Genomic DNA, 16,788 nt, shown 5'->3' with positions numbered 1-16,788 from the left:
CGTATGAGCTCTCCCATCAAGCACTACCTGCAGTTCAAGGATTTCACCCGCGAGGAATACGACTATGTGTTCGCGCGCGCGAAGTGGATCAAGGACAAGTTCAAGCGCTACGAGCCCTACCACCCGCTCTTCGACCGCACGCTGGTGATGATCTTCGAGAAGGCCAGCACGCGCACGCGCCTGTCGTTCGAGGCCGGCATGCACCAGCTCGGCGGCTCGGCGATCTATCTCAACACCCGCGACTCGCAGCTCGGCCGCGGCGAGCCGGTGGAGGACGCTGGCCAGGTCATCTCGCGCATGAGCGACCTGGTCATGATCCGGACCTTCGAGCAGGACATCGTCGAGCGCTTCGCCGCCAACTCGCGGGTGCCCATCATCAACGGCCTCACCAACGAGTACCACCCCTGCCAGATCCTCGCCGACATCCTCACCTTCATCGAGCACCGCGGCTCGATCCAGGGCAAGACGGTGGCCTGGATCGGCGACAGCAACAACATGTGCAACACCTGGCTGCAGGCCGCCGAGGTGCTGGACTTCAACGTCCATGTGTCGACCCCGCCGGGCTACGAGGTCGAGCCCGAGCGCGCGGGCCTCTACGGCACCGACCATTTCGAGCAGTTCGCCGACCCGATGGAGGCCTGCAAGGGCGCCGACCTGGTGACCACCGACGTGTGGACCTCGATGGGCTTCGAGGCCGAGAACGAGGCGCGCATGAAGGCCTTCGCCGACTGGTGCGTGGACGCCGACATGATGTCGGTGGCGCACAAGGACGCCGTCTTCATGCACTGCCTGCCCGCGCACCGCGGCGAGGAGGTCACCGCCGAGGTCATCGACGGCCCGCAGTCGGTGGTGTGGGACGAGGCCGAGAACCGCCTGCACGCGCAGAAGGCGCTGATGGAATACCTGGTGCTCGGCCGCATCGACGGCTGAGCCGACGAACAATCACGGTACGTACGGGCGTGCGCACCGGCAACACAGCAGGAAACAGGAAAACAGCATGAGCGACGTCAATAAAGTAGTGCTCGCCTACTCGGGCGGGCTGGACACTTCGGTCATCCTGAAGTGGCTGCAGGACACCTACCAGTGCGAAGTGGTCACCTTCACCGCCGACCTCGGCCAGGGCGAAGAGCTCGAGCCCGCGCGCACCAAGGCGCTCAAGTTCGGCATCCAGCCCGAGAACATCTTCATCGACGACCTGCGCGAGGAGTTCGTGCGCGACTTCGTCTTCCCGATGTTCCGCGCCAATACGATTTATGAAGGCGAGTACCTGCTCGGCACCTCGATCGCGCGTCCGCTGATCGCCAAGCGCCAGATCGAGATCGCCCGCGCCACCGGCGCCGAGGCCGTGTCGCACGGCGCGACCGGCAAGGGCAACGACCAGGTCCGCTTCGAGCTCGGCTACTACGCGCTGATGCCGGGAGTGAAGGTCATCGCGCCGTGGCGCGAGTGGGACCTGCTGTCGCGCGAGAAGCTGCTCGCCTACGCCGAGCAGCACGGCATCCCCATCGAGATGAAGCACAAGCAGGGCGGCTCGCCCTACTCGATGGACGCCAACCTGCTGCACATTTCCTTCGAGGGCCGCCACCTCGAGAACCCCGCCGCCGAGGCCGAGGAGTCGATGTGGCGCTGGACGGTGTCGCCCGAGGCCGCGCCCGACGCCGCCGAGTACATCGACCTCGAGTTCGAGCACGGCGACCTGGTCGCGATCGACGGCAAGCGCATGAAGCCGCATGAGCTGCTCGCCAGGCTCAACGAGCTCGGTGGCAAGCACGGCATCGGCCGCCTCGACCTGGTGGAGAACCGCTACGTCGGCATGAAGAGCCGCGGCTGCTACGAGACCCCGGGCGGCACCATCCTGCTGCGCGCCCACCGCGCCATCGAGTCGATCACGCTCGACCGCGAGGTCGCCCACCTGAAGGACGACCTCATGCCGCGCTACGCCAGCATGATCTACAACGGCTACTGGTGGAGCCCCGAGCGCCGCGCCATCCAGGCGCTCATCGACCACACCCAGCAGACCGTCAACGGCTGGGTGCGCCTCAAGCTCTACAAGGGCAACGTCATCGTCACCGGCCGCGACTCCAAGACCGACTCGCTGTTCGACCCGACGATCGCCACCTTCGAGGACGACGCCGGCGCCTACAACCAGAAGGACGCGCACGGCTTCATCCGCCTCAACGCGCTGCGCATGCGCATCGCGGCCAACGCCAAGGCCAGGCGCGGCTAAACCCGCAACGGACCCCTTGCGATGGACAACGAAGCCTTCATCTTCGGACTCACGTTCACCGAGTTCGAGGATCTCGCCCTCAAGCTCGGCCTCACCGGCCTGATCCTGTTCATGGTCTTCATCATCTGGAACCTGGGCAAGGAATCCAAGGCCGGCCGCTACGGCATGATGTGGCTGTTCCTCGGCCTGGGCGTGGGCTTCGTCGGCTTTGTCGCCAAGGGCATCATCCAGAAGCTGCTCGGCATCGAATAAGGAAAACCCAAGCGATGGGCATTACCGCCAAGTTCGACGGCGTCGCCGTCACCACCCAGGCCAACGTCTACTTCGACGGCAAGTGCGTCAGCCACAGCGTGCAGTTCGCCGACGGCACGAAGAAGTCGGTCGGCGTCATCCTGCCGGCCTCGCTCACCTTCAACACCGGCGCGCCCGAGATCATGGAAGGCGTGGCCGGCTCCTGCCGCGTGCGCCTCAAGGGTGCCGCCGAATGGAAGACCTACGGCGCCGGCGAGTCCTTCGACGTGCCGGGCAACGCCAGCTTCGACATCGAAGTCGCCGGCGAGCCCTACCACTACATCTGCCACTTCGGCTGAGCGGGGGAGGGGAGCCATGCCGTCTTTCGACATCCTGTCCGAGGTCGACCAGCCCGCGCTGCGCAACGCGGTCGAGCAGGCCAACCGCAAGGTCGACGGTCGCCACGACTTCAAGGGCACGAGCGCGAAGATCGAGCTCGCCGAGAAGCTGCTGACGCTCTACGGCGATAGCGACTTCCAGCTCGAGCAGATCAAGACCATCCTGCTGCCCGAGATGACCAAGAAGAACGTGGACGTGCGCTGCCTGGACTACGGCGACGTGCAGAAGATCTCCGGCAACAAGGTCAAGCAGGAGGTCAAGGTGCGCGTCGGCGTGGAGCAGGAACTGGCCAAGAAGCTCGTCAAGCTGTTGAAGGACAGCAAGATGAAGGTGCAGGCCGCGATCCAGGGCGACGCCGTGCGCGTCTCGGGCGCCAAGCGCGACGTGCTGCAGGAGGCGATCGCGCTGGTCAAGAAGCAGATCACCGACTTCCCGCTGCAGTACGGCAACTTCCGCGACTGAGCGCGGGAGGTTCGAAATATACGACGGGCGCCGCGAGGCGCCCGTCGTTCTTTGGAGGGGGGCGTGCCGCGGGGCGGCATCCGCAGACGAGGGCCGCTCAAGCTGCGCCATCCGCTGCCGATATGTTCTCCATCATCACCGGCCCGCATGAGGGGTCGCCAGGAGAATCGACATGGAAACATCCGCGATCGCCGCGATGGCCTCGAACAACGCGCTCGCGCAGGTGCAGCAGGAGGCCTCGGTGGAGGTGCTGCGCAAGGCGCTCGACCTCCAGGGCCAGAGCGCGATGCAATTGCTTCAGGCGATCCCGCGTCCGCCGGCGGTCGGGAGCACGGCGGGCGGAGTCCTCGATACCTGGGCCTGAGTCAGGCGGCGGGGGTTCCGCGGCGGCGCAGCAGCGTCATGCCGAGCAGGCTGGCGCCGAGCAGCGCGAGCACGCCGGGCTCCGGCACCGTGTTGTTCGAGTCGCCGATGCTCAGATCGTCCATGACGAATCTCTGCCCGAAATTCAGCGTGTCCGGCTGGCGGGTGCAGTCGTTATTGGTGCCGGTCTTGCAGCGGGTGGCCATCACGAGTTCGTCGATGGTCCAGTCGAACTTGACGAAGAGCGGCTGAAGCACGCTGAGCGTGACGCTCTTGCTGAACTTGTTGGCGCCGGAGGTGCCGGTGAAGTCGAGGATCAGGCCGTTGAGGGACGCCGAGGTGAACCAGCCGCTGTTGAGCAGGAAACCCTGGGTGGTTCCGAAGGAGGCAGCCGTGTCGGTCTGGCTGGCGGCAACGTTCGGCGCCGACTTGAGGCCATTCACGAAACCGGTGTTGTTGTAGTTCGTGTTCGACCCAGGTGTCGCGATCCCGATGTTCTTCCACGTCATACCGCCGTAACTGCTCAGCGTGGTGCCATCGCTCAGCGAGCTGTCATCGAAGTTCAAAAGGGCTGCCTGGGCGCCGAAGCTCAGGGTGGCGGCGGCGAAAGCGGCGGTCAGGGTCTTGGTTTTCATGATTTGCCTTTTTGTGTCGCCATGTGTGGGCGGAGATGTTGCACAACTAGCAAAATCCGGGCCAGCGGGTAAAAGTCATGGAAAACAGAGGCTTAAAACGAGCTCTTGGGTTCAGCTGTAAAGTTTTCCGACAGTCTTGGCGGGGCGCTCCACGGTGAACGCCCCAGTCCGGGGCTTTTGTTCCCGCTGGTGTGGGCACCGCAGATCCCGTCCGCCTTGCCGTTCGTCGTGCCGGGCTGGGGTTGGCGTCGGAGGCGGGTTAGTCTGAACTCGCAAATTCCTTCAAGAACCATCACGAACTCTCGCTCCCACCATGCAAAGACAACCACAAGCGGGCTTCACCCTGATCGAACTGATGGTCACCGTCGCCATCATCGGCATCCTCGCCTCGATCGCGCTGCCCGCCTACAACGACTACCTGACCAAGGGCCGCATCCCGCAGGCCACCTCCGGCCTGGCGAACGGGCGGGTGCTGCTCGAGCAGTGGTTCCAGGACAACCGGACCTACGCGAAAGTCCGTGATGTTTCGCCGCCCTGTCCGGCGAATACACAGTATTTCACCTTCAGCGGCTGCCCGTCGGAGAGCGCCACGACCTACACCCTCACCGCGACCGGGGCCGGGGCGATGAGCGGTTTCGTCTACACGATCAACGAGGCCAACGTAATGACCTCGACGACGTCCTGGGGCAACAAGACCAACTGCTGGGTCGTCTCCAAGAACGGTGGCTGCTGAGTGATGGAGCGCATGCGGGCCGCCGGGCCTGAGCAAGGGATGCTGGCGATGATCTCGAATTCTTCTCCTGCCATGGTGCGATTGCATTCGCTCGGGCATCGTGTCCGGCGCGGGTTCTCCCTCGTCGAGTTGATGGTCACTGTGGCGGTGCTGGGCCTGCTGATGACGCTGGCGGTGCCTTCCTTCAGCGAGTGGATCCAGAACAGCCGCATCCGCACCGCGGCGGAGTCCATCCAGAACGGCGTGCAGCTTGCGCGTGCGGAGGCCGTGCGGCGCAACACCCGGATCGAGTTCGCCCTGGTCGGTACCGGCGGTGGCTGGGTGGTGCGGCTCGCCGGCGGCGGGGAGACCATCCAGGAACGCTCCGGCGGCGAAGGCGCGGGCGGCGTGGTGCTGAGCACCGTGCCTGCGGACGCCACCACGGTGGTGTTCGATGGGCTGGGCAGGGCCGACACCAGGGACAACCCGCTGACCGCGGTCGATGTCGACGTGCCGACCTCGGCGTTGCCAGCCGCGCAGTCGCGCGATCTGAGGATCACCATCGGCACCGGCGGGGTCCGCATGTGCGACCCCAACGTAAGCAACTCCACCGATCCGAGGAAGTGCTGATCATGGGCAAGCGTGCTTCTCGCCGTCCGCGCCGCGTCGAAGGGATCGTCCTGCTCGAGGTGCTCATCTCGGTGCTGGTGCTGGCCTTCGGGGTGCTGGGGATCATCGGCCTGCAGGCCGCGGCCATCCAGCACACGACGGCCGCGAAATACCGTACCGACGCCAGCTTCATCGCCAATGCGCGGGTTGGGGAGATCTGGGCGCGACCGGGTGCGCTGAGCACCTTCGGCGAGTCGGGAACCGACGTCAGTGCCGCCTTCCCGGGCGCTTCGCTGCCGAATGGCAAGCGCACCACGACGATCGCGGGCGAGCGTGTCACCGTCACGGTCACCTGGCAGGCGCCGGGGGCGGATCGGGCGAGCAACGTGGTCGTGGTTGCGCACATCGTCGGGATCTAGCAGCCTGTCGGACTTGAAGCCGGCGGACGGCGTACCGGCAGGCGGGTTTTCATGATGTGAAAAATAATCGGCATTTCAGAGCCGAAAGCGCCTTTTTCGCGTGAAATCGCCATGCTCCTGTCGTTTCTTCTCACTGCAGACGCAATACGGCCATGCGCTTGAAGTTCCACGCGAGGCAGACCAGCGTCCATTCGTTGCGCACGTTGCCAACACCGCGCAGCAGGAACTGACGGAAACCCATCACGGACTTGATGATGCCGAACACCGGCTCGACGGTCTGTTTGCGCAGCGCGTAGGCGGCGCGACCGGTCTGGGTCTTGAGGGCGTGCTTCATCTGCTCGACGTGGGAGGTGGGCGTCTCGAGCGGTGCGGGCTCCTCGAAGCGGCTGCGCCAATCCGGATGATGCGCATCGCGCCCCACTGCGATCAGCGGCTCGACCCCGGCGTCGTGGCAGTGCTGGACGTTGCGTTCGCTGTAAAAGCCGGTGTCGGCCAGCAGCCGCGCGGGTTGATTGAGCCCATCGGGCAGTGCCTGGATGCACTCGAGCATCGGCGCGACCTGCTCCTTGTCGTTACCGGCGGTGGTGATGTGGGGCGCCACCACCAGCATCGATTCGGTATCGACCACAGCTTGCGCGTTGTAGCACTGCTCGAAACCACCGCCCGCCACCTTCATGATGCGCGAGTCTTCATCGGTCAGATTGATCTGATCCTCGGCCTGTGGCCCCGTCTGCGGGGGCTTGGGGGGCTTGCCACCGGGCTTCTTGCCCGTGCTCGCCTGCTTGGCCTGGCGCTGGGCCATCTTCGCCTCGTACTCGGCTTGCTCGCGCTCGAAACGTTCCTTCGCGCGGGCTTCGATCTTGGCTTTGGCCGTCGCGATGGCCGCCAGACGGTCTTCGCGGCGCTTGATCTCCGCCGGTAAATCCACCCCCTCAGGCACATTGCCTTGGTCGGCAGCCTCGGCCAGCTTGAGCATCTCCTGCACCTCGGCTTTGAGCTGCGCTTCGATCTTCTGCGCGTGCCCGTAAGACAGCGCACTGTGCCGGGAGGCGTTGGCGTGCAGCTTGGTGCCGTCCAGGCTGACCGTGCCAAAGCGCGAGAGCTGGTTCTCGCGTGCGACCTGCAGCACTTGCACGAAGAGCTCGGCGAACTGTTCGCCGAAGCGGCGCCGGAAACTCGCCAGGGTGTCGTGGTCCGGGTGCTGGTTGCAGGCGATGAACCTAAACGCCAGCGAATCGTAAGTCGCCCGCTCGATCCGGCGGCTCGAATGCGTCCCCGTCGCGTAGCCGTAGATCAGCAGCGACAGCAGCATCGCCGGGTGGTACGCATCGCTCCCACGCCCCGCATACGCCCGCTCCAGCGCCGACAGGTCCAGTGCCTCGACCACGTCGACCACATAGCGCGCCAGGTGCGTTTCGGGCAGCCACTCCTGTACCGAGGGCGGCAGCAGGTAGTCCGTTTGGCGGTCGATCGGGCGGAAGCGGCTCATGCTCTCAGGATCCGGGGGCGATGCGGCATTTTACAGGGGGTAGTCCGACAGGCTGCTAGGAGCAGTCATGACAAGGAATTCGGCACAGCACGGCCTCACCCTGGTGGAACTGCTGGTCGGCCTGGCCACCGGGCTGGTGGTGTTGCTGGTGGTCTCGCAGGTCATGCAGTCCTTCGAGGGGCAGAAGCGCACCAGCACGGGCGGCAACGATTCCCAGACCAACGGGGCGGTTGCGCTCTACCTGCTCGAGCAGGAGATCCGCATGGCGGGCTACGGGCTGTTCGGGCCGGAGGGGGCGTACTGCAGGAACGGGATCAACATCTACAAAGATGGCGGGGTGGTGAAGAACGCGGAGCCGTTCGCGCCGGCCCGCATCATCGATGGCGGCGCGGGCCCGGATGCCATTGTGGTGACGCGCAGCCAGGCCGCGGGTGACGCCCTTCCCCTGTCGATCGTGAAGGCGATGCCAAACCCATCTTCGATCGTCACGGTGGGCTCGGACGGCGGGCTGAAGGAGGGCGATCTGTTCATCGTTGGCGCTCGCGAAGGAAACAAGGTGTGCACGCTCATGCAGCTTTCGAGGTCGCCGCAGGACACCGGCAACGGCGTGAATCTCAACCACAACTCCGGCGCGGGCTCTCCGTACAACCCGAGCAAAATCTCGGAGACCTTCAGCGATACGGAAGCCTATGAGATCGGCGATATCGCCTTCGTCATGGGTGACGGGGGAATGGGGCGGCGCTTCTCCGTTCCGCCCGATGGGTGCGACCACCTCGTGGAGAGCGATCCCGTCGTGCAGGACCTCGATGAAGTGACCTGCGCCAACAGCATGCGGATGGTCGCGCAGGTGGTCGACCTGCAGGCCGAGTATGGCGTCGTCGATGGCGGTGTCCTGACCTGGGTTCCTGCGACCGGCAGCTGGGCCGCACTGGATGCCGACGAGATCCTGCAGATCCGCGCGATCCGCGTCGGCGTGGTCACCCGCCATCCCCAGTTCGAGAAGACCGCGGTCCCCGCGGCACCCGCCCCCGCATGGATGGGCACGGCGACGAGCAGCTTGATCGCGGCGAACCCGAACTACCGCCACCGCGTCTTCGAGACCGTGATCCCGCTGCGCAACGTGATCTGGGCGCCGTGAGGAGGAGAGCATGAAACTGCATGACCGAAACCTGGCGGGATCACAGCACGGCATCGTGCTGTTCACCGTCCTGATCGCGCTCGTGGTGCTGTCGCTGGCGTCGGTGGCGCTGGTGCGCTCGATCGACACCGGCGTCACGATCGCCGGCAACCTCGCCTTCCGCCAGGCCGCAACGCAGGCCGCCGACGCCGGCACCGAGGCGGCGCTGGGGTGGATCCAGGCGCGTCTTGGTGATGGCGGCGCGAGCGAGCTGGAGACGACCAAGACCTCGGGCTATTACGCGACGGCCCGCCCGGGCTGCGACCTCACCGGCGGTGAAACCGCTGCGGCGGGAGACAATGTGCGGTGGGAGGCGGGCGATCCGGCCAGCCTCGACTGCGGCATGGTTGCCGTCGCCGTCGATTCCACCCTGCTTCCGCCGGGGTATTCGGCTTCTTACGTCATCAACCGGATGTGCAACATCGACGGCCCGGTCAACGGCGTCTCGGCCGGCGGGGTCGCGGTGCTTTGCGATAACTATATCCGCACGACTGCGGCCGCGGACGACGGCGGCACGAAGACGAGCATCGGTTACCAAAGTCGCAGCCCGACGTCCTCGCAGCTTTATTACCGGGTGACGACGCGTGTGGTGGGGCCCAACAACGCCGTCAGCCACGTGCAGGTCGTGCTGGTCAATTGAGAGGTGCGCAAATGTCCAACAATTCTCTGGATCTTGTCGCTCGTGTGGCGAGCGCTTGCCGTCGGCGCAAGCTCGCGGCATGGCTGCTGAATTCGCTGTTCGCCTGCGTGGTGCTCTCGCAGGCGGCGGGTGCGGCGACGGTGGAGATCGCCGACGCGCCGATCCCGACCGGCGGCACCATCGAGGTCAAGCCCAATGTCATGTTCGTCCTCGACGACTCGGGATCGATGGCCTGGGACTACATGCCGGATACGGTGGAGACGTTCCCCTTCGGCACCTACGGCTGGGCCAGTGCCGCCTGCAACGGGGTTTACTACAACCCCGAGGTCACCTACGTGCTGCCGGTCAAGGCGGATGGGTCCTCCTATCCCGCGCCGTCTTTCAATGCAGCACCCCAGGATGGGTTTAACCCCAATTCGGCAAAGGTCGACCTGGCAGTCAACTTCAGCCCCTACGAGACCCGCTGCGTTACCAATCCTGCCGAGTGCCGGAGTCATCGGGAGCACGCCTATTACTTCAACTACACCAAGCCCAACAAGGGGCCCGAGCCGCTCGAGTACGCCTATTCGTCCGATGGCACCGTGCAGAAGAAGGCGGGCATCTACCAGTACTGCAAGCTCGAGGTCGGCGACAACAAGGCCAAGGGCATCTTCAGCGCCAAGGTTGCCGTCCCCGCCGACAAGCAGCAGAACTTCGCCATCTGGTACAGCTTCTACCGCACCCGCATCAACGCGATGAAGAGCGCCGCGGGCCGGGCGATCGGCCAGCTGCGCAACCCGGACGGGCTGCGCATGGGCTTTTCGACCCACAGCGACACGGGCTTGAGTGCGAATGCCGAGTTCCAGCCGATCGGTGACTTCTGCGTATCCGGCGGGGCGAAATGCGCGCCGACCGACCAGCGCGACAAGTTCTTCGAGAAGCTCTACGGCACCAGCGTCGCGGGCGGGACGCCGCTGCGCAGCGCGATGGCGAAGATCGGCAGGATGTACGCGGGCTACGGGGGTAGCGGACGTCTGAGCCAGGCGGACGACCCCGTGCTGTATTCGTGCCAGCAGAACTTCCTGATCATGGCGACCGATGGCGCGTGGAACAACGACGCCAACGCGAGCTTCGGGATCCGCAGCGGGGACACGGTTGGCGACCGCGATGGCGGCACGACGCCACGGCCGATGTACGACGCGAGCGGGGCAGCGAACACCCTCGCGGACATCGCGATGTACTACAACGAGACGGACCTGCGCGACAGCACGCTGGGCAACTGCAGCGGCAGGCTCGCCGACGAGGACGTGTGCACGAACGATGTGGCGGCAGGGGGCCCCGGGGGGCGGTCGACGCAGCACATGGTCAGCTTCACGCTCGGGTTCGGCATCGACGGCTCCTTGAAGTACGCCGAGAACTACGAAACCGCCTCGCTCGACTATCGCGCGATCCTCGGCGGTTCGAAGAACTGGCCGAATCCCCGGCCCGATCGACCGAACGACGTCGACTACAACCTGTTCCGCATCGACGACCTCTGGCATGCGGCGGTGAACGGGCGCGGCACCTACTTCAGCGCGAAGACGCCGGATGCCCTGGTGAGCGGGCTCGTGCGTGCGCTCAACTCGGCCGCTGCACGATTCGGGGCGGGTTCAGGGGCGGCCACCAGCAGCCTCGAGCCGGTCGCGGGCGACAACTACGCCTTCGTGGCGAGCTATCGCACGCAGTACTGGGAAGGCGACCTGCAGGCACGCGAGATCAATGTGAGCACCGGAAGGATCGCCGCCGAAGCGGACCGTGCCTGGTCGGCTCAGGCGAAGCTGGACGAGCAGGCTGCCGGCACGGGCTGGAGCGCGCGCAACATCTACATGAAAAGCGGGACGAGCCTGGTGGCTTTCAACTCCACCAACTTGCGCGCCTTGCATTCGCTGCCGGTCGAGCTGACCAACGACGTGATCGACTTCATCCGGGGCGATTCGTCGAAGGAGGACCAGACCGGAAACACCACCCGCACGCTGCGCGACCGCACGCATGTGCTCGGCGACATCGTCAGTTCGCACCCGGTCTATGTGCGGCGGCCGCCGTACAAGTATTCGGATTCCGGATACGCGGATTTCGCGGCCGACAAGACGGCGCGCGCCGGGATCGTGCTGGTGGGGGCGAATGACGGCATGCTGCACGCCTTCGATGCGGATACCGGCGCCGAGCGCTGGGCATACGTACCCGCGGCGGTGATCCCGAATCTCCACAAGCTGGCGAACAAGGACTACGGCAACACGGCGGTGGTGCCCCATCAGTACTACGTCGACGGTTCGATCACGGTGGGCGACATCTGCGTCGCGAACGATTGTTCCGATGCCGGCAGTTCCGACTGGCGGACCATCGCGGTGGTCGGCCTGGGCAAGGGCGGGCAGGCGTATTTCGCCCTCGACATTACCGACACGACGGCGCCGAAGGTGCTGTGGGAGTTCGACAGCAAGAGCGATACGGACCTGGGACTCAGCTTCGGCAACCCGATCATCACCAAGCGGGCCGGGCAGTGGGTCGTGCTGTTCGCCTCCGGGTACAACAACGAATCTCCTGGCGACGGCATGGGTCGGCTATACGTATTGAACGCCCATACCGGCGTAAAGCTCTCCGAGATCGTCGCCGACACCGGCACCGATCCCGCGCGCAGCGGCATCGCGAAGATCAGCAACTGGGTCGACGAGCTTCGCCTCGACGACACCACGCGCTACGTCTACGCCGGCGACCTCTCGGGCAGGCTGTGGCGCTTCGACCTCACCGCCGAGAGCGCAATCGAGCTCGCCAGCTTCGGCAGCACGCAACCGATCACGACGCGCCCGGAGCTCGCGGAGGTCAAGGCGGAGGATGGAACGCGCAAGCGTGTGATCTTTGTCGGCACTGGCAAGTACCTGGGCCAGGGTGATCTGAGCGACGCGTCCCTGCAGTCGATCTACGCAGTCCGGGACCCGCTCGGTGCGACCGGTTGGGGCGAGTTCAGGAGCGCGGCAGGGGTCGTCGAGCAGGTCATCACAGCCGACGGAACCCGCCGCAGCATCACGAACAATGCGCTCGACTGGACGACCGGGCCGGGGTGGTTTGTTGACCTCGATGCGGCCTCGGGCGAACGCATCAACGTGGATTTCAAGATCGTCAGCGGCGTGCTCACGGTGGTGACCAACGTCCCCGAGCGCAAGGCCTGCACCGTAGGTGGCAGCAGCTACCTGTATTTCTTCGATTACCGCACCGGCAGCAGCGTGCAGACGGTCCAGGACTCCAAGGTCGGAGAATTCCTCACTCAGGCGCTCGCGGTCGGCCTCTCGGTGATTCGGGTCGATGGCAAGGAGGTGGCGATCATCAATACGTCTGACAATCGGCAGATCACCGTTCCCGTGCCGCCGGCGTCTTCCAGCGGTGACTTCCGCCGGGTGATGTGGCGAGAGTTGGTGACGGAGCACCCGGGGGGGGCGCAATGAGATTTCGTCGGGGGGAGCGCTGCCGGAGCGGCGAACGAGGATGTGCGTGAACAAGTCGATCCTGCTGATGAGCGTCGGATTCGGCTTCGCGCCACCGCTTTTGGCGCTGGATGTCGTCATGGCCGGCGCTTTCGGGAGCAAGGCGGTCCTCGTAGTGGATGGCGGCGCGCCGCAGACGGTCGGTGTGAGCCAGAGCACCCGCGAAGGCGTTCGCCTGCGTGCGCTTGTGGGCCAGACTGCGACGCTCGAGCACGAGGGGCGCGCCTTCCAGGCGCGGGTCGGCGAGCACGCGGCGAGCGCGCCGGGCGGGAGCGCCAGCGAAGTGAGCCTGGTCGCGGATGGGGGCGGGCACTTTTTTGCTGATGCGACCGTCAACGGCCGGGGCGTGCGAGTGCTGGTCGACACGGGCGCCACCCTGGTTGCGCTGGGCCGAAACGAGGCGCTGCGGCTCGGGATCGACTACCGTTCCGGCCAGCCCGGGCAGAGCGAGACCGCCAATGGCACGGCGCGGGTGTGGCGGGTGAAGCTGGACTCGGTCGAGCTCAAGGGGATGCGCCTGTATGGGATCGACGCGGCGGTGCATGAGTCCGAATTGCCCTACGTCCTGCTCGGCATGAGTTTTCTCGGGCGCATGGACTGGCGGCGCGAGGGCGACCGCCTGCTGCTCAAGAAACGTTATTGAGGCATCGCGTGAATCCTGCAAGCGGACCGCATGGTCTCCCAGCCCTGGAACAGATCCGCCGCCGGCTCGCCGAGGGGCCGCGTCGGGACGGCGAGTTCAACGGCGACGGCCGCGACCTGGCGCGCTCGCGGCCGCCCAAGCCCGCCGCGGTGCTGGTGCCGCTGGTGGTGCGCGACGAGGCGCCCTCGGTGCTGCTGACCCGGCGCACCGACCACCTGCATCATCACCCGGGCGAGATCAGCTTTCCGGGCGGCCGGCTCGAGGACGGCGACGCCTCGCCATTGCACGCCGCGCTGCGCGAGACGGAGGAGGAGATCGGGCTCGCCCGCCGTCACGTCGAGCTGATCGGGGCGCTGCCCGACTATTTCACCGGCACCGGGTTCCGTGTGACCCCGGTGGTCGGCGTGGTCCATCCGCCGCTCGAGCTCACGCTCGACGCCTTCGAGGTCGCCGAGGCCTTCGAGGTCCCGCTTGCGCACTTCCTCGATCCGCGCAACCACCAGGAGCACAGCATCCTGCACGAGGGGCGGATGCGGCGCTTCCACGCCATGCCCTGGCACGGCTATTTCATCTGGGGCGCGACGGCGGGGATCCTGATGTCGCTGTATCGCCTGCTGCACGACGACGCCTGAGCGCATATGCGGGTGCCCTGCTTGCTGCGCGGGCTTGCCTTTGTGCTATCTTGCTGCACCGATAAATCCGCTTCATGGGTGGGGGCCGCTGGCGCCCGCGATGCTTTGGCTGCATGACCTTCTTCTCCCTGATCCTTGCCCTCGTGCTCGAACAACTGCGCCCGCTTCCGGCGCGTGGCTGGACGGTGCGCGGGGTGCGTAGCGTGGTCGGGGGGGTGCGCGCCCGCTTCGACGGCGCTTCGGTCGCGCAAGGGCGCCTCGCCTGGCTGCTGCTGGTGCCCGCCGCGGCGTTGTCGAGCGCGCTCGGCTTCTGGTTGCTGTGGGAGATGCATCCGGCGCTGGCCTTCCTCTTCAACGTGGTGGTGCTCTACCTCTGCGTCGGTTTCCGCCACGACACCCGCTTCTTCTCCGCCATCCACATGGCGCTGCGCCTGGGCGAGCCGGAGGGCGCACGCAGCCTGCTTGAGGATTGGCGCGGCACGCGCCATGACGGCGCGTCGGCGAACGAGATCGCCCGCCTGGCCATCGAGGAGGCGCTGGTCGTCTCGCACCGCAGGCTGTTCGGCGTGATGTTCTGGTTCGTGCTGCTGCCCGGCCCGAGCGGCGCGGTGATGTATCGCCTCGCGGGGCTGCTGGCCGAGGAGTGGGGTGGGCGCGATGTGCGCGCCGCCGGCTTTGGGCGCTTCGCGCGGCGTGCGCGCGAGGCGATGGAGTGGCTGCCGGTGCGGATCACGGCGATCGTGTTTTCCATCATGGGCAACTTCGAGGACGCCATCTACTGCTGGCGTTCGCAGGCGGTGCTGTGGCCGGAGAGGTCGTCGGCTATACTGATCGCGAGTGGTGGCGGCGCGCTGGGCGTGCGGCTCGGCATGCCGGTTCATGAAGCCGGCAAGCTCGTGGACCGGCCCGAGATGGGCCTGGGGAGCGAGGCGGGCGTCGATCACATGCAAAACACAGTGAGTCTGCTCTGGCGGGCTCTGCTCGTGTGTCTGTTCCTGCTCTTCCTGCTCGCGGTCGCGGGCTGGGCGGGGCGGTGACACGTCTAATCTCAACAAGGGAGTGGGTTATGGCAAATCGTGAAGTCGTCGTTCTGAGTGCTGTTCGTTCCGCCGTGGGTGGCTTCGGTGGTTCGCTGAAGGACATGGAGCCGTCCGATCTGGGCGCGGTGGTGATCAAGGAAGCGATCGCGCGTGCCGGTGTGGATCCGAAGGCGGTCTCGTTCGCCTCCGTCGGCCACTGCATTCCGACCGACTCCCGCTACGCCTACGTGTCGCGCGTCGCCACGGTCAACGCCGGCATGTCGATGGATTCCGTCGCCTTCCAGGTCAGCCGCCTGTGCGGCTCGGCGCAGCAGGCCATCGTCAGCTCGGCGCAGGCCATCATGCTGGGCGATGCCGACTTCGCCATCGGCGGCGGCGTCGAAGTGATGTCGCGCGGTGCCTACCTGCTGCCCGCGCTGCGCAACGGCGCGCGCATGGGCGACACCAAGGCCATCGACTCGATGGTCGCCGTGCTGACCGACCCCTTCGGCGTCGGCCACATGGGCATCACCGCCGAGAACCTCTGCAGCAAGCACGGCATCACCCGTGAAGAGCAGGACGCCTTTGCGCTCGAGTCGCAGAAGCGCGCCGCCGCCGCGATCGCCGAGGGCCGCTTCAAGGGCCAGATCGTCCCGATCACCTTCGAGACCCGCAAGGGCACCGTGGTGTTCGACACCGACGAGCATCCGCGCATGACCACCATGGAAGCGCTGGGCAAGATGAAGCCGGCGTTCAAGAAGGACGGTTCGGTCACCGCCGGCAACGCCTCGGGCATCAACGACGCCGCCGCCTTCCTGGTGCTTGCCGACGCTGCCAAGGCTGCTGCCGGTGGCCACAAGCCGATCGCCCGCCTGGTTTCGTACGCGATCGCCGGTGTGCCCAACGACGTGATGGGCGAAGGCCCGATCCCCGCCACCAAGCTCGCGCTGCAGCGCGCCGGCCTGAAGCTGGACCAGATCGACGTGATCGAGTCCAACGAAGCCTTCGCGGCGCAGTCGATCACGGTGAACCGTGGCCTCGGCCTCGACACCGCCAAGGTCAACCCCAACGGCGGCGCCATCTCGCTCGGCCACCCGGTGGGCGCGACCGGCTCGGTGATCATCACCAAGCTGCTGCACGAGCTGATCCGCGTGAATGGCCGCTACGGCGTCGCCACCATGTGCATCGGCGGCGGCCAGGGCATCACCACGGTGTGGGAACGCGTGTAAGCGTAGTTTTCGCCTGATAAAAACCCGCGCGGCCGTGAGGCTGGCGCGGGTTTTTTTCGTCCGTATCAGGTTACGGACAAAACTCTGGACATTATGAAGCTGCGTGCTAGCGCAAATTGCTGATGATTAATAAGATTGTTTCGGTTTAGAGATGCAGTCTCCTCGACATTATGCGCCCCAGGAATCTTGAAGTCCGCCAGCGCCTGGCCGCCCTGCTGCGGCGCGGGCCTGTGCGTGCGGCCGACCTGGCGCGGCAACTGGACGTATCGGCGCGGACGGTGCTGCGTCTGTTTGAAGAGCTGGGCGCGGACGTATGCCGCGGCGGGGCGACGGGTAGAGCGCGCTACGCCGCGTGCCGTCCCTTGTGTGGTTCTTCGGCGCCGAGCTGACTGTTTCATGTCAATGCGG

General features: G+C 66.0%; 18 protein-coding genes. 16 read left to right on the top strand and 2 right to left on the bottom strand.

Features of this window, described 5'->3' with window-relative positions; translation table 11 throughout:
* Positions 1-3: 3 nt before the first annotated feature.
* The 6 genes from argF to C667_RS02550 all read left to right on the top strand — a co-directional run bounded on the left by argF (position 4) and on the right by C667_RS02550 (position 3,683).
* Entirely contained in the window at positions 4-930 is a 927-nt protein-coding gene (gene argF / locus C667_RS02575) for an ornithine carbamoyltransferase (protein WP_004356488.1), read from the top strand.
* A 67-nt stretch (positions 931-997) separates the two neighbouring features.
* Positions 998-2,227, top strand: a complete 1,230-nt coding sequence (locus C667_RS02570) for an argininosuccinate synthase (protein ID WP_004356485.1) — start codon at positions 998-1,000, stop codon at positions 2,225-2,227.
* Between the two features lie 21 nt (positions 2,228-2,248).
* Entirely contained in the window at positions 2,249-2,479 is a 231-nt protein-coding gene (locus C667_RS02565; RefSeq protein WP_004356483.1) for a DUF2788 domain-containing protein, read from the top strand.
* 14 nt (positions 2,480-2,493) lie between these two features.
* Positions 2,494-2,817: a pyrimidine/purine nucleoside phosphorylase gene (ppnP, locus tag C667_RS02560; protein WP_004356481.1), complete on the top strand. Its 324-nt coding sequence runs from the start codon at positions 2,494-2,496 to the stop codon at positions 2,815-2,817.
* Positions 2,818-2,833: 16 nt separating this feature from the next.
* Positions 2,834-3,319: a YajQ family cyclic di-GMP-binding protein gene (locus C667_RS02555; protein WP_004356479.1), complete on the top strand. Its 486-nt coding sequence runs from the start codon at positions 2,834-2,836 to the stop codon at positions 3,317-3,319.
* 172 nt (positions 3,320-3,491) lie between these two features.
* The gene (locus tag C667_RS02550) at positions 3,492-3,683 is read left to right on the top strand and encodes a YjfB family protein (protein WP_004356476.1); all 192 of its coding nucleotides are present in this window, start codon (positions 3,492-3,494) and stop codon (positions 3,681-3,683) included.
* 1 nt (position 3,684) lies between these two features.
* Here the strand turns inward: C667_RS02550 and C667_RS02545 are convergent, their stop codons facing one another.
* The gene (locus C667_RS02545) at positions 3,685-4,317 is read right to left on the bottom strand and encodes a PEP-CTERM sorting domain-containing protein (RefSeq protein WP_004356474.1); all 633 of its coding nucleotides are present in this window, start codon (positions 4,315-4,317) and stop codon (positions 3,685-3,687) included.
* Positions 4,318-4,630: 313 nt separating this feature from the next.
* On the opposite strand from C667_RS02545, the gene C667_RS02540 reads away from it, so the two are divergent.
* From C667_RS02540 to C667_RS02530, 3 genes are read left to right on the top strand one after another with little or no spacing between them, the layout of a single operon-like run.
* The gene (locus C667_RS02540) at positions 4,631-5,050 is read left to right on the top strand and encodes a type IV pilin protein (protein WP_004356473.1); all 420 of its coding nucleotides are present in this window, start codon (positions 4,631-4,633) and stop codon (positions 5,048-5,050) included.
* Positions 5,051-5,089: 39 nt separating this feature from the next.
* Positions 5,090-5,659 carry a GspH/FimT family pseudopilin gene (locus C667_RS02535; RefSeq protein ID WP_245538412.1) on the top strand — a complete coding sequence of 190 codons (570 nt, stop codon included), beginning with the start codon at positions 5,090-5,092 and terminating at the stop codon, positions 5,657-5,659.
* Positions 5,660-5,661: 2 nt separating this feature from the next.
* Entirely contained in the window at positions 5,662-6,057 is a 396-nt protein-coding gene (locus tag C667_RS02530; RefSeq protein ID WP_004356469.1) for a type IV pilus modification PilV family protein, read from the top strand.
* Positions 6,058-6,187: 130 nt separating this feature from the next.
* On the opposite strand, the gene C667_RS02525 is transcribed toward C667_RS02530, so the two are convergent.
* Positions 6,188-7,546, bottom strand: coding sequence for an IS1182 family transposase (locus C667_RS02525; protein WP_004356467.1), 1,359 nt, complete (start codon positions 7,544-7,546; stop codon positions 6,188-6,190).
* A gap of 67 nt (positions 7,547-7,613) precedes the next feature.
* On the opposite strand from C667_RS02525, the gene C667_RS02520 reads away from it, so the two are divergent.
* From C667_RS02520 to C667_RS02490, 7 genes are all read left to right on the top strand, one after another.
* A complete protein-coding gene (locus C667_RS02520) occupies positions 7,614-8,684 on the top strand; it encodes a PilW family protein (RefSeq protein ID WP_004356465.1) in 1,071 nt (356 codons plus the stop codon).
* Positions 8,685-8,694: 10 nt separating this feature from the next.
* Positions 8,695-9,363, top strand: a complete 669-nt coding sequence (locus C667_RS24255; protein WP_004356464.1) for a pilus assembly PilX family protein — start codon at positions 8,695-8,697, stop codon at positions 9,361-9,363.
* Between the two features lie 140 nt (positions 9,364-9,503).
* Positions 9,504-12,818, top strand: coding sequence for a pilus assembly protein (locus C667_RS02510; protein ID WP_157302124.1), 3,315 nt, complete (start codon positions 9,504-9,506; stop codon positions 12,816-12,818).
* 40 nt (positions 12,819-12,858) lie between these two features.
* A complete protein-coding gene (locus C667_RS02505) occupies positions 12,859-13,500 on the top strand; it encodes a retropepsin-like aspartic protease family protein (RefSeq protein ID WP_004356459.1) in 642 nt (213 codons plus the stop codon).
* An 8-nt stretch (positions 13,501-13,508) separates the two neighbouring features.
* A complete protein-coding gene (locus tag C667_RS02500; protein WP_004356458.1) occupies positions 13,509-14,132 on the top strand; it encodes a CoA pyrophosphatase in 624 nt (207 codons plus the stop codon).
* Between the two features lie 113 nt (positions 14,133-14,245).
* On the top strand, positions 14,246-15,169 hold the full coding sequence (locus C667_RS02495) for a CobD/CbiB family protein (RefSeq protein ID WP_004356455.1): 924 nt from the start codon (positions 14,246-14,248) through the stop codon (positions 15,167-15,169).
* 29 nt (positions 15,170-15,198) lie between these two features.
* Positions 15,199-16,380 carry an acetyl-CoA C-acyltransferase family protein gene (locus C667_RS02490; protein ID WP_004356452.1) on the top strand — a complete coding sequence of 394 codons (1,182 nt, stop codon included), beginning with the start codon at positions 15,199-15,201 and terminating at the stop codon, positions 16,378-16,380.
* The last annotated feature ends 408 nt before the right edge of the window (positions 16,381-16,788 follow it).

The organism is Thauera phenylacetica B4P (assembly GCF_000310225.1).
Taxonomy (GTDB): Bacteria; Pseudomonadota; Gammaproteobacteria; order Burkholderiales; family Rhodocyclaceae; genus Thauera; species Thauera phenylacetica.
The sequence above is the reverse complement of the archived record's forward strand: the minus strand, read 5'-3'. Positions and strand labels throughout refer to the sequence as shown.